Origin of the sequence: Psychrobacter sp. PG1 (genome assembly GCF_014897815.1) — a bacterium.
Taxonomy (GTDB): domain Bacteria; phylum Pseudomonadota; class Gammaproteobacteria; order Pseudomonadales; family Moraxellaceae; genus Psychrobacter.
Window position 1 is genome coordinate 87,461 of sequence record NZ_JABUZG010000084.1, and the last position, 13,424, is coordinate 100,884.

A 13,424-nucleotide genomic window follows, 5' to 3' on the forward strand; every position below is an offset into this window, starting at 1 on the left:
TAACATAGCAGACGCTTTTTTATTTATAACGTTTCAATATTCTATCACTTAAAAAACACGATTAAGACCATTTAGTGCCGCCACACGATAGGCTTCTGCCATCGTTGGATAGTTAAAAGTAGTATTCACAAAGTACTCAAGTGTATTATTACTCTTACACTTCATCACGGCTTGTCCAATATGAATAATCTCTGATGCATGGTTACCGTAGCAATGAATGCCTAAAATCTCCAACGTATCACGATGGAACAAAATCTTTAGGACACCTGAGCGTTCACCAATGATTTGTGCTCGTGCCAAATGCTTAAAAAATGCTTGACCCACTTCGTATGGGACTTTTTCGTCGGTTAGCTCTTGCTCAGTTTTACCGATACAAGAAATCTCAGGAATCGTATATATACCAGTCGGCACGCTTGACACTGGTTCCGCATCGCTATCACCAACCATAAAGGCCGCCGCACAGCGTCCTTGGTCATAAGCGGCAGAAGCCAGAGATGGCCAACCAATCACATCACCAGCGGCGTAGATGTTTTCAACGTCAGTACAATAAGTATCATCTACTTTAAGTTGACCACGGCTGTTTGCTTTTAGACCAATCGCTTCTAAGTTTAAACCTTCAGTATTACCTGAGCGACCATTTGACCAAAGAATGGCATCAGATTTGATGCGCTTACCACTCTTTAGATGCAAGACCACATAATCGTCATGCGTTTCAAGATGATCGATCTCTTCATTACTGCGTATCAGTACGCCAAATTGTCTAAAGTCATGCGCGATGGCATCGCTAATTTCACTATCTAAATAAGTTAGTAGCTGATCTTGGTTATTGATTAAGTCAACTTTATAGCCAAGACCGGTAAAGATAGACGCATACTCGCAACCAATTACCCCTGCCCCATAAATGATGATTTTTTTAACCACATAATCCATTTGTAAGATTTTGTCAGAGTCAAAAACGCGTGGATGGTTGAAGTCTAGAATATCAGGACGGTAAGGACGGCTACCTACGGTGATAATTGCTTTATTAAAGGTGATGGTTTCATAAACATTGTCATCGACTTCAACACGTAGCGTATGCTTATCGACGAAACTTGCCCAACCTTGGATAACTTCAATGCGGTTGCGCTCATAAAAGCGTGTATGCGTACTGACTTGACGACGAATAACTTGACGCGCCTTAGCCAATACTTCATTAAGAGGAACTTGCTTGTATTCCATCGCCTTGGTAAACATCGGATCGCGGCGAAAGTTAATCAAGTTAAATACCGATTGGCGCAGCGCTTTACTTGGAATAGTACCCACATGAGTAGAGTTACCACCCACCTGATCACGCGGATCAACAACCACGACTCTTTTGCCAGATTTAGTCAGTTTCATCGCCGCCGCTTCACCAGCAGGACCTGCCCCTAAAATAACCGCATCATATTCATATTCATGATCATCGCTTTTTAAGCGACGAGAGTCTTTAGCAAATCCAGATTTGATATCGATGCGCGTATCATCAAGCGGATTAACGAGATCAGGATGATGCATGACATCGTCAGTGACTTGTTCGTGAGTTTGTTCAATCTTTTGTTGTTTATCTTTTCCTTGAGTATGCTCAGGGCTAGGCGTGTGACCACTCGCTTTGTTCGATACTTCGGTGTGAATGTCTTCACCGATATCATTGGTCGCGTCGCTTGGTTTTTTACTTCCCATCGTGTCCTCTTTATATTTACTTATTTATTTAATATTTAGACTGTGTATGAATCAATAATTGGTTGAGTCAAAATCACAGGACTAAGGCGTGCCCACCATACGTTGTGACACAATATTTTGCAATGTCCAATGCCCAGTCGCACTTTTCTGTCCCTCATCAATCTGCGGACGAGCACTAATCACGTATTCTGTGCCAAGGCTTGGTTTAAAGTCATCAATCCAATCATAAGGAATCTGAAACACGCTACCATCTTTGCTTGATTTGGCCAGTAAGCACTGCATCGGTAATGCCGAAGCACAGGCAACACGATTGGGCATAATTGTTAACGTTTGCGCTTCTCCCAATACAATGGTTGGGATATAACGTGGCTCAGGTACTGGCTCACGTGAAAAAGGTGACGTTTGACAAGCACTCAGTAAACTGACCGCACTCAGCAAGCTGGCCAATAACAAAGGGGTCTTGCTAGACTTATAAGATGAACGCATAATATTCTCTATGTGATAATGAGATGGTATTAAATGATGGTTATTTTTTGAGCAATCGTTATTGCTAAGCGATTAATTGATTCAATCGGTTAATTGATAGCTTACACTTTACTAACCGATACGGCGTTTGAGACCAGTCATCTGCAAGATACGCGTAGCGATTTCTTCAACGGACATCTCAGAGACATCAAGGCTTGGAATACCATGCGTGATATAAATCCCTTGTATGGCACGCTGCTCCTGCTGACATTGCTGATAGCTTGAATAACGACTACCCGCACGGCGCTCTTGGCGAATTTTTACCAAACGATCGGTATCGATCAGTAGACCAAACAATTTGTCTTTGTGCTCGCGCAATGCTTTTGGTAATTGATTGTCGTACAAATCATCTTCAGTTAACGGATAGTTTGCTGCTCGAATACCAAATTGTAATGCTAAGTATAAAGAAGTCGGTGTCTTACCCGAACGTGATACCCCAATCAGAATAATATCAGCCGCATTATAGTGGCGAGTACGTGCCCCATCATCATTGTCTAGGGCAAAATGTACCGCGTCGATACGTTCTTTATAAGTCTCAGAATCCACATCGTCGTGTGCATGACCTGAATGTCCGTCAGGCTCCACGCCAGTCTCTTCGGCAACGCGTCCAATCAAACCTTCGTACATATCCAAGTTACAGCTTTGGGCAGAATTAATCTTTTCACGAATATCAGGGTTAACAATCGTATCAAAGACCAACGGTAACAAACCATCTCGTTGATACGCCATGTTGATTTGCTCAACGGCATCCTCTGCACGCTCTAAACTATCGACATAAGGCAAGACTCGTGTTTCAAAAGGTACTGAGGCAAACTGACTCAAAATAGCGCGGCCAAGTGTCTCAGCAGTAATTGCTGTACCATCTGAGATAAAAAACGCGGTTCGAATAGCTTGAGAGCTGTCTAAGTTTAGTGCATTGCGGTTTTGAATGGTGGGATTCACTTGTTCAGCTGAATTGCTTGAGTACATAACTTTGACACCTCGATTGACAACACAATGGTAATCTTCATTTGGCTTTTATTTTTAAACGACTATAGACGAAATTCTCGTTTTATATCAGCGCTAATGTTGCACATTTATATAAGGATAAACCGCTACTATTTATGCTCTACATTATACGCATAATAGCGACCTAATAGAAATCAATGTTACAGGCGTACACTTAGAAAGCCACAGTGCCTTTAATCTTATCATGCCGATTAATAACCATTATTGTGCTGACTGGTTACTCATACTAGCGCAGCATTATCTGCTATATATAAAGGCAAATATTATAAGAATATCCTAAAGCTCTTCTGTTATTTATTTTAAACCCTCTATTTATCAGCCGATTTATAAACATATCTTGATAATTAGAGTGGTCTTTACTCGCATTTTTACGTCATCTCAAAAATAAAAAAATGAATAACCTTCTATTAATTATGTAGCAAAGCCCACAATTTGTATCTTTTTGACAAAAATATTGGTTCAACCCCTCGAAATTCTCCAAATATAGCGGTATAATTCACCGTTATAATCTTTACTAAATAACCTTATTTTCTGGAGTTATCATGGCAGCGCAATCTACAGCACTTGTAATCAATCTTGATCAGCTAGGAAAAGACGACATTGAAATGGTCGGCGGCAAGAACGCCTCATTAGGTGAAATGATCAGCCATTTGTCTGATTTGGGTGTTAGTGTACCAGGCGGCTTTGCCACCACATCAAATGCATTTAACCGCTTTTTGAATGAAACTGGCCTGCTTGACAAAATCAACAGCGAACTAAAAACGCTAGATGTTGATGATGTCAAAAAACTTGCAGAAACGGGTAAAAAGATTCGTACTTGGATTATTGAGCAAGAGCTGCCAAGTGATCTTGAGCAAGAAGTACGTCAATCGTTTGAAACGATGAGCGGCGGCGAAGACATCGCGGTTGCTGTACGTTCTTCTGCGACTGCCGAAGATTTGCCAGATGCATCATTTGCGGGTCAGCAAGAGACTTTCTTGAACATTCGCGGCATTGATAACGTCCTAATTGCAATTAAAGAAGTATTTGCATCACTATATAATGACCGTGCCATCTCTTATCGTGTCCATAAAGGTTTTGAGCATGAAGGCGTTGCCTTATCTGCTGCTGTACAGCGTATGGTTCGCTCAGAAACTGGCGCGGCGGGTGTGATGTTCACGCTAGATACCGAAAGCGGTTTTGATCAAGTGGTATTCATCACGTCAAGCTATGGTCTAGGTGAAATGGTTGTACAGGGCGCGGTTAACCCAGATGAATTCTATATTTCTAAGCAATTGCTAGCCAATGGCAAACCATCGGTGATTCGCCGTAACCTAGGCAGCAAGCATAAGAAAATGATTTACGGTGATGAAGGTAGCACCACTAAATCAGTGAAAACTGTCGATGTTGAAAAACAAGATCGTATGCAGTTCTCATTATCAACTGAAGAGCTAACCTCTCTTGCTAAACAAGCCGTGACGATCGAAAAGCATTATGGTCAAGCGATGGATATCGAATGGGCAAAAGACGGCGACACTAACGAAATCTTCATCGTTCAGGCGCGCCCTGAAACGGTTAAGAGCCGCCAAGACAGCAATGTTATGGAACGTTATATCATCGACACGACTAACGCTAAAGTATTGTGTGAAGGTCGTTCAATCGGTCAGCGTATCGGTTCAGGTAAAGTCCGTATCGTTAGCAACTTAAATGAGATGGATAAAGTACAAGAAGGTGATGTACTAGTATCAGACATGACGGATCCGGATTGGGAACCTGTCATGAAGCGTGCTTCTGCTATCATTACTAACCGTGGTGGTCGTACTTGTCACGCAGCGATTATCGCTCGTGAGCTAGGTGTTCCAGCCATCGTTGGTTGTGGTAATGCCACTGAGCTATTGGTTGATGGTCAAGACGTCACTGCTTCTTGTGCCGAAGGTGATACTGGCTTCATTTATGAAAGCCAAATTGATTTTGAAGTACAGACCAACTCTGTTGAGTCTATGCCAGAGCTTGCCTTCAAAGTAATGATGAACGTTGGTAATCCTGATCGTGCCTTCTCATTCACGCAAATGCCAAACGAAGGTATTGGTCTTGCGCGTTTAGAGTTCATCATCAACCGTATGATTGGTGTGCATCCAAAAGCACTACTGAACATGAACAGCTTGCCACGCGAAATTGCACAAGCCATCCAAGAACGTATCGCTGGTTATGCCTCACCGGTTGACTTCTATGTAGATAAGTTGGTCGAAGGTATCTCAACGCTAGCCGTTGCCTTTATGGATCAGCCCGTTATCGTTCGTATGTCAGATTTTAAATCGAACGAATATGCTAACTTGCTTGGTGGTAAATTATACGAGCCATCAGAAGAAAACCCAATGCTTGGTTTCCGCGGTGCCAGTCGTTATGTGTCTGATAATTTCCGTGACTGCTTTGAGCTTGAGTGTAAAGCACTAAAACGCGTACGTGATGAGATGGGCTTGACCAATGTCGAGATTATGATTCCATTCGTTCGTACCGTTGGTGAAGCCAAAGAAGTCATCGAATTACTTGAGAAAAACGGTCTAAAACGTGGCGAAAACGGTTTACGCGTTATCATGATGTGTGAGCTACCAACCAACGCCCTATTGGCAGATGAATTCCTAGAGCATTTCGATGGTTTCTCAATCGGCTCTAACGACTTGACTCAGTTGACACTTGGTCTTGACCGTGACTCAGGTATCGTCTCACATCTATTTGATGAGCGTGATCCTGCGGTTAAGAAACTATTGACCATGGCGATTGATGCGTGCCGTAAAGCAAACAAATATGTCGGCATCTGTGGTCAGGGTCCATCAGACCATCCAGATCTCGCGTTCTGGCTCATGGAGCAAGGTATCAGCTCAGTGTCATTGAACCCTGATTCTGTACTAGATACTTGGTTCTTCTTAGCTGGTGAAGAAGCGAAGTAAGCCGTAACGTTCAGTCACAGCAGTAATTCACACAGTCATTAAAGAAACAATTATTAGGGTCTATTTGAAAAATGTTAAATAGGCCCTAATACTATGTATCATATATAGTGACTTAAGATATGACTAACTATGCAGGCAATTATGCAGATTTTCCTTGCTCGAAATAACGTACAAGCTGGTCCCTACAATTTGGAGCAGCTAAATATCATGTTGGCATCTGGTGAAGTACTGCTGGATGATTTGATGTGGCATGAAGGCTTAGACCAATGGCAGCGTGTCGGTAACTTGACCAATAATCAAACGGTTTATCGACCTACCAACCTTGGCAAGCCTCAAGTTAATGACTCTATTATCAATAATGTAACTGTTTTTCCTGAAGACAACGCTAGCAATAGCTCGGATAGCAAATCAGTTTCATTAGATAGATTGTATGGCAAGCCTGAACGTCCAAAAGACACGGATAAAAATATGAAAGCTGACATGACCACCAATCGTCAGCAAACACCGCACAATAATGTGTCACTAAACAAGTCTAATAGCAATAAGGCTGCGTCTAGCAAAGACAAAGTCGTCGGCAATGTGGTACTTGCACCGATTATGTCGCGAGTATTAGCAACAGCCATCAATGGACTACTCTATCTACTGGCTATTTTTCCGCTAGTGATGGCATTGACCAAAATGGATGTGGATTATACCAAATTCCAAAATATCCAAGACATGGATGCGGCTTATCAGTATTCAATGACACTGATGGAGAGTCTTCCTAGTAGCACATTGATGATGTCGCAAGTGATGGTATTTGGCTTATTTGCGCTGCAATTGGTATTTATCACACTGCGTGGTCAGTCACTCGGTAAGCTGATTACGGGTATTCGCGTGGTGGATCAAACCACCCATCGGTTGCCCTCTTTTACCAAGCTTATTGGTGTGCGTACTTTGTTATTATTTATTATTTATAACTTATTGTTTTCGTTTACTAGCTTCTTAGGGTTCGTGATTATTGCTATTCACTATTACATGGCATCGAAAAGCCCTGAAAATATCGGCTGGCATGACAAATTGGCCAAAACCTTAGTGGTAAAAGCAGATAGTAGTCAGTTAGTGAAAGAACCAAAGATAAAATAGCTTGTTTATTAACAATCCATCTTATTGTTTTGATAAAAAAGCAGCGTGTTATCGTTGCTTTTTTATTGATAGAAAGCAGTTTATTGCTTTTATATTTTATTAACAGTGCCTCAGTGATTAACCTTTGTGTTAATGTCTGACTACTGTTATAATACGGCGCTTTATAAACTAAGCTTATTTCTTATTATTTATTCATAATAATAGCTAGAAATCGGGCTTACCTTATAAATCTCCTTGCTATTAACATAGGGTTAATAGCTACTAATCCGTAAGGAGTCATAATGCGACATTACGAACTGGTGTTACTTGTACACCCAGACCAAAGCGACCAAGTGGTCGGAATGGTTGAGCGCTACATCAAGTTAGTTCAAGACAACAACGGTGTTATCCATCGTTTAGAAGATTGGGGCCGCCGTCAATTGGCATATCCAATCAACAAGATTCACAAAGCTCACTACGTTCTTTTCAACATTGAAACTGACGGTGAAACTTTAGCTGAACTTGAAGAATTATTCCGTTATAACGACGCGATCATTCGTAGTCTAGTTATGCGCCGTGACGACGCTGTCACTGAAGAGTCGCAGTTAGCCAAGAATGCCGATGAAAAACGCGCACGCAAAGCAACTACTCGTCGTCCAGACAGTCGTGAAAACGATAATGACGACAACGACAACAGTGAAGACTAATTAAAGGAGAATACTCATGGCACGTTTCTATCGCCGTCGCAAATTCTGCCGTTTCACTGCTGAAGGCATCACTCACATCGATTATAAAGATGTTGAATTGCTAAAACAGTACATCAGTGATAATGGTAAAATCGTACCAAGCCGCATTACCGGTACATCTACTAAATATCAGCGTCAACTAGCTACTGCTATCAAGCAAGCTCGTTATTTATCGCTACTTCCATACACTGATAACCATCAGGGTTAACCGTTAATTTTAACTAGGAATGACTCATGCAAATTATTTTGTTACAGCGTATCGTCAACCTTGGTAAACTCGGTGAAACTGTCGATGTGAAACCAGGTTACGGACGTAACTTTCTTATCCCTTTGGGTAAAGCACTACCTGCTACTGCAGCTAACATTGAAAAGTTCGAAGCACGTCGTGCCGAGCTTGAAGCTGAAGAAGCGAAAGAAGTAGCTGTTGCTCAAGAACGTGCTGATGCGCTAACTGACGTTAATGTCATCATGCGTGCTAAATCAGGCGACGAAGGCAAGCTATTCGGCTCTATCGGTACTCGTGATATTGCTGAAGCATTGACTAACTCAGGTCTAGAAGTAGACCGTGCTGAAATCAAGCTTCCTGAAGGCACTTTACGTCAAGTTGGCGAATACAATGTTGATATTCAGCTACATCATGACGTTACCGCTACTATTCTAGTTACCATTCTTTCTGAAGATGGCGACAACGAAGAGTCAGCAACAGAAGTTGAAGACGAGAACGAAGATTATTCAGAAGAGTAATTTTTTGAATATCTAGATCTAGTCTAAAAAAGCCAGTAACGTCATGTTGCTGGCTTTTTTGCGTTTTGCTATCGCGCTTAATTGATGATTTTATCAGGTATTTTGAACAGTGATATATTCTAGCAACTATTTGTAATAAATAGCTTGGAAAGCCTATACTTAACAATAAGATACTACCTATAAAGTCATCTTTATTATTGTCACCTGAGTTGATATGCTCGTTGTATTTGATTGATAGATTTTATTTAGATAACGATAGGCTGCAATGACATGATAAATACTGACGACAAATTACGCTGTACCCAAGGCAATCATTTTTATAGCGAAGGTGAAATTTATAAGGTGGGTAGAATCGTTAATAATAAATACTTTCAAATCCTAACCGATAATGATGCAGACCACTGGTATGCAACACTGGATGATAGAGGCATTTATGTGAGCTTTGATTCGAACCTAGGATTAGCAGAAAACGAGAGAGCCTATTTTGAAAAAATCGATGAGCTACAAGCTGAAAGCTAACAGCCTCCTAAATTATTCAAAAGCACTCAAAAGCATTCAAAATTTAAAAACGGTCAATATAATGGCCGTTTTTTTAATTAAATATCAATACGATTACAGGACAGATATGCGACAGAGCGCGGCCACTCAGCGGCTGTTTTCGGCACTTCTTGGTCAGCAGCTATTATCTTGGCTGCATTTATCCAGCCTGCATGACCGATGACTAATACTGGGCTATCTTTTTGTTCAGTTGAAACCTTAACCAACCAACCTTCAACACGCTCAAATAGCTGCTGCAAGCTCTCTCCATGACTGGGCGCAAAATGGGCAAAATTATGACACCACTCATCAATCTCTTGCTTGGTGATTTGCGCCCACCGACATCCATCCCATTCGCCAAAATGAATCTCAGCCAATTCAGGCGCGACGCGACACTCAAAACCACGTTGCGCTAATATTTGCCCGACTTTTAGTGAACGTTGTAAGGGGCTGACCCAAATTGTTTTTGGCAATTGATGCAAACGCACAAAGCGCTCGATTTTATTGGCAAGACGTTTCAACTTACGTTTATCGACGCCGACATCAGTTTGTCCAATACAAATTCCTTCAGTATTCATCGGTTTGGGATGACGCCAAATATAGAGAATCATGAATGAGTATTGTCCTTGTTGACGATTTGATTTAAATAAAGGGTATAGAAGCAGCCAGTCCGATATAAATAGCAATTTCACTAAGCTGCTGCGTCGCGCCGAGCCCATCGCCCGTGTAACCATCCAAGCGCCTGCGTAATAAACGTCGCATGTAATCAGTGGCTATCAGCGCCAATATCATGGCTAACAACCATTGAGCAAGCCCAATCTGCTGCATCGTATTGGGGAATATAAGTGCGACTAAAATAATAGCCAATATTAGCCAGCCACTGCTATATAGCCCTTGTATTGGCGTCAACTGCTGCGCCATCGGTTTGGCTTTTGCGTGTTCTATCTCTCCACCATAAGGCAGTAAAGACAGCAGGCTAATGCAAAGTAAACGCGATGCGGTATGTCCTAGGATAAGCGCGATGACAGCCATTGATATCGGCATCGAGGCAAGTAAGCTAATTTTGAGTAATAGCGCCGACACCAAACCTAATACACCATAAGTACCTAGGCGCGAGTCTTTCATAATAGTCAGTGTGCGCTCGCGAGTCAGACCACCGCCGAGACCGTCACAGCTATCCGCAAGACCATCTTCATGAAAAGCGCCAGTGAGCTTAATTCCAAAAGCTGTGCTCAGCACTGCAGCAACTAGGGGCGTAAATAACAGACTGCCCAGCCAAAACACGCCAGCACAGAGTAAGCCAACCAGTAAACCGACTGCGGGAAAATGGCGACTGCTCTGATGCAACCATTGCGGATCATAATGCTTAAATGGTGGTACTGATAATCTCGTTAAAAATTGAACGGCGACCAGTAACAATATCCATTCATGCTTTATCAATTGAGCAAGGGTTCGTCTAGGCGAGGATGGCTGATTTGATGATTGTGACATCAGTTGGTTTGCTCACTGATACCGGCGTCACTAAAGCTTGCCATCTCATTGATAATGGCGCAAGCGGATTGCAACAATGGATACGCGAGCGCAGCCCCGCTACCCTCGCCTAAGCGCATGCCCATATTAAGTAAAGGCTCAGCATTTAGTGATTTCAATAAATGCGCGTGCCCCGGCTCAACAGAGTGATGAGCAAAGACCGCGTATTGAGCAACACCAGGCGCTAGGCGTTCAGCCACCAATAATGCGCTACTGGCAATAAAACCGTCAATCAGGAGAATACGCCGTTCACTAGCAGCTTGAATCAGCGCACCCGCCATCATGGCAATTTCAAGCCCGCCCAATGCAGCGAGTACATCAAACGGTGCTTGTGCCTGTTGATGACGCTCTAATACTTGCGTCAAAATATCCGTCTTATGCTCTAATCCTGCATCGTCAAGCCCTGTGCCGCGACCAATACAATCAGCAATGGGAAAATTGCCCAATCTCGCCAGCAAGAGACTCGCCGCCGAAGTATTACCAATACCCATCTCCCCAACAATCAACAGATTACCCGCTAGATTCTTGACGACTTTCATGCCGTTTTCTAGCGCTATTAAACACTCTGTTTCTGTCATTGCAGGCTCTGTTAACGCATCACGACTACCATGACGAACCTTGTAATCCAGCAATTTTGGATGAGGAGCAAAGTCGGCATCCACCCCAGCATCAACAACCTTTAACTCAATATTATGCTGGCGTGCCAGTACGTTGATGGCGGCACCGCCTTGCAAAAAGTTATGAACCATTTGCGCAGTGACAGCACTAGGAAACGCTGATGTACCATGCTTAGTTAAACCATGGTCTGCCGCAAACACTCGTATTTGCGCTTGCTCAATATGCGGTGTGATCGTTCCTTGAATCATGCCCAACTGCACAGCGAGTGCCTCTATTCGCCCAAGCGCGCCCAGCGGCTTGGTTTTTAGGTCTATAATCTGCTGTAGCTGCAGACGTAATTCATCATTTTCTATATTGGCTATAGTAGGCGCGGTAAATATGGTCAAGGTAGGCATCCTGATAATGGTACGTGTGAAGCAAAAAGCACATACTAGCAGAGTATCTAAGCTTTACCATGAATAAAATCAAATATGAGCCGAATAGATTCCCTAGCAGCTTGGATTTACTATAGAATATGCCCCTTTAAAAATCCATATACCTATTGATGCTGCTATTAATGAAATAATAGCTAAATAACAGCATCCACAATTATCGCTATCAACCCTACATGTAGAGACAGTAATGATCGTATTTTGGCTTGTGCTGACCATTCTTTTTATTATTTTTGCCACAGCAAAGTTAAAGTGGCATCCTTTTTTAGTATTGATATTATCAGCCTTTTTAGTAGCGCTATTTTACCAAGTGCCGCTTAATACTGTTGCTAAAACCATCTCGGATGGCTTTGGCGGTATTTTAGGTTACATCGGTCTGGTTATTGTCTTCGGTACTATCATCGGGCTAATCCTTGAAAAAACAGGTGCCGCCATTGTAATGGCAGAAACGGTCATCAAAGTTTTGGGGCCCCGCTTCCCTACTTTGACCATGTCTATCGTTGGTGCTGTAGTTTCAGTACCAGTATTCTGTGACTCTGGCTATATTATTTTAAACTCATTGAAAGAAACATTGGCCGAGCGTTTACATGTATCCAGTGTGGCGATGAGCATAGCCTTAGCGACAGGCTTATACGCAACTCATACCTTTGTACCGCCAACCCCAGGTCCAATTGCCGCAGCAGGTAACTTAGGACTAGAGTCGAATTTAGGTTTGGTCATCATGGTCGGTGTGGTGGTGACAGCGGTTGCTGTACTGGCTGGCTGGTGGTGGTCTAATCGCTTCTTGAATGTCGCTCCCGACAATATCGACGCACTGGACGCGCCAGCAGCGACTTTGCCTGAAAATATGAAGTCACGCGACGACTATAGCAGCATGCCATCCGCAACAATGGCGTTTTTGCCTATCATTGTCCCTATCGTATTGATTTGCTTATCGTCTGTTGCGAACTTCCCAAGTGCACCATTTGGCAGTGGCACGTTGACAGATATTTTAGTGTTTATCGGCAATCCACTCACGGCATTACTGATTGGTTTATTCTTGTCTTTCTTGCTAATTAACACTGAACAAAAAACGCAGCAAATTAGCGACAGCATCTCTCAAGGTTTGGTTGTGGCAGCGCCTATCCTATTGATTACTGGCGCAGGTGGTGCATTTGGTGCCATGCTAAAAGTAACACCTATTGGTGACTATTTGGGCACAACGTTATCTGCGTTAGGGCTTGGTATTTTTATGCCATTCATTGTCTCTGCTGCATTAAAAACGGCACAAGGTTCGACCACAGTCGCCTTGGTCACCACCTCTGCGATGATCGCGCCGTTATTGGATCAAATTGGTCTCGACAGTGAGCTTGGTCGCGTATTTTGTGTGATGGCCATTGGTGCAGGTGCCATGACTATCTCGCACGCCAATGACAGCTTTTTTTGGATTGTCAGTCAGTTTAGTCGTATGAGTGTGGCGCAGGCTTACAAAGCCCATTCTATGGCAACGGGTATTCAAGGCGTGACCAGCATCGTCTTTATCTGGCTATTAACCTTGGTATTTATTTAAAGAGATT

At 42.8% G+C, this 13,424-nt stretch carries 13 protein-coding genes; 7 read left to right on the forward strand and 6 right to left on the reverse strand.

The features are described from left to right. Positions 1-48: 48 nt before the first annotated feature. From sthA to INT03_RS13560, 3 genes are all read right to left on the reverse strand, one after another. The gene (gene sthA / locus INT03_RS13550; protein WP_193009350.1) at positions 49-1,698 is read right to left on the reverse strand and encodes a Si-specific NAD(P)(+) transhydrogenase; all 1,650 of its coding nucleotides are present in this window, start codon (positions 1,696-1,698) and stop codon (positions 49-51) included. A gap of 81 nt (positions 1,699-1,779) precedes the next feature. Next, a complete protein-coding gene (locus INT03_RS13555) occupies positions 1,780-2,184 on the reverse strand; it encodes a DUF4377 domain-containing protein (protein ID WP_193009351.1) in 405 nt (134 codons plus the stop codon). Between the two features lie 111 nt (positions 2,185-2,295). Then, positions 2,296-3,192, reverse strand: coding sequence for a pyruvate, water dikinase regulatory protein (locus INT03_RS13560; RefSeq protein WP_226914599.1), 897 nt, complete (start codon positions 3,190-3,192; stop codon positions 2,296-2,298). 581 nt (positions 3,193-3,773) lie between these two features. On the opposite strand from INT03_RS13560, the gene ppsA reads away from it, so the two are divergent. The 6 genes from ppsA to INT03_RS13590 all read left to right on the forward strand — a co-directional run bounded on the left by ppsA (position 3,774) and on the right by INT03_RS13590 (position 9,271). After that, the gene (gene ppsA / locus INT03_RS13565; RefSeq protein ID WP_045452104.1) at positions 3,774-6,158 is read left to right on the forward strand and encodes a phosphoenolpyruvate synthase; all 2,385 of its coding nucleotides are present in this window, start codon (positions 3,774-3,776) and stop codon (positions 6,156-6,158) included. Between the two features lie 129 nt (positions 6,159-6,287). Then, a complete protein-coding gene (locus INT03_RS13570) occupies positions 6,288-7,283 on the forward strand; it encodes an RDD family protein (protein WP_193009352.1) in 996 nt (331 codons plus the stop codon). A 281-nt stretch (positions 7,284-7,564) separates the two neighbouring features. Then, on the forward strand, positions 7,565-7,969 hold the full coding sequence (rpsF, locus tag INT03_RS13575; RefSeq protein ID WP_045446907.1) for a 30S ribosomal protein S6: 405 nt from the start codon (positions 7,565-7,567) through the stop codon (positions 7,967-7,969). Between the two features lie 16 nt (positions 7,970-7,985). Beyond that, the gene (gene rpsR / locus INT03_RS13580) at positions 7,986-8,216 is read left to right on the forward strand and encodes a 30S ribosomal protein S18 (RefSeq protein WP_010198808.1); all 231 of its coding nucleotides are present in this window, start codon (positions 7,986-7,988) and stop codon (positions 8,214-8,216) included. Positions 8,217-8,242: 26 nt separating this feature from the next. Beyond that, on the forward strand, positions 8,243-8,752 hold the full coding sequence (gene rplI / locus INT03_RS13585) for a 50S ribosomal protein L9 (RefSeq protein ID WP_045446903.1): 510 nt from the start codon (positions 8,243-8,245) through the stop codon (positions 8,750-8,752). 270 nt (positions 8,753-9,022) lie between these two features. Beyond that, positions 9,023-9,271, forward strand: coding sequence for a hypothetical protein (locus tag INT03_RS13590; protein WP_055124252.1), 249 nt, complete (start codon positions 9,023-9,025; stop codon positions 9,269-9,271). A gap of 77 nt (positions 9,272-9,348) precedes the next feature. On the opposite strand, the gene INT03_RS13595 is transcribed toward INT03_RS13590, so the two are convergent. From INT03_RS13595 to cobT, 3 genes are read right to left on the reverse strand one after another with little or no spacing between them, the layout of a single operon-like run. Then, positions 9,349-9,900, reverse strand: coding sequence for a histidine phosphatase family protein (locus INT03_RS13595; protein ID WP_193009353.1), 552 nt, complete (start codon positions 9,898-9,900; stop codon positions 9,349-9,351). Positions 9,901-9,931: 31 nt separating this feature from the next. After that, positions 9,932-10,780 (reverse strand): adenosylcobinamide-GDP ribazoletransferase, encoded by an 849-nt coding sequence (gene cobS / locus INT03_RS13600; protein WP_193009354.1) that lies wholly within the window; start codon positions 10,778-10,780, stop codon positions 9,932-9,934. Then, complete coding sequence (gene cobT / locus INT03_RS13605) at positions 10,780-11,832, reverse strand: nicotinate-nucleotide--dimethylbenzimidazole phosphoribosyltransferase (protein WP_193009355.1); 1,053 nt, start codon at positions 11,830-11,832, stop codon at positions 10,780-10,782. The genes cobS and cobT overlap by 1 nt, the downstream gene beginning before the upstream one ends. A 226-nt stretch (positions 11,833-12,058) precedes the next feature. Here cobT and INT03_RS13610 point away from each other — a divergent pair, with 226 nt between their 5' ends. Continuing rightward, on the forward strand, positions 12,059-13,417 hold the full coding sequence (locus INT03_RS13610) for a GntP family permease (RefSeq protein WP_193009356.1): 1,359 nt from the start codon (positions 12,059-12,061) through the stop codon (positions 13,415-13,417). The last annotated feature ends 7 nt before the right edge of the window (positions 13,418-13,424 follow it).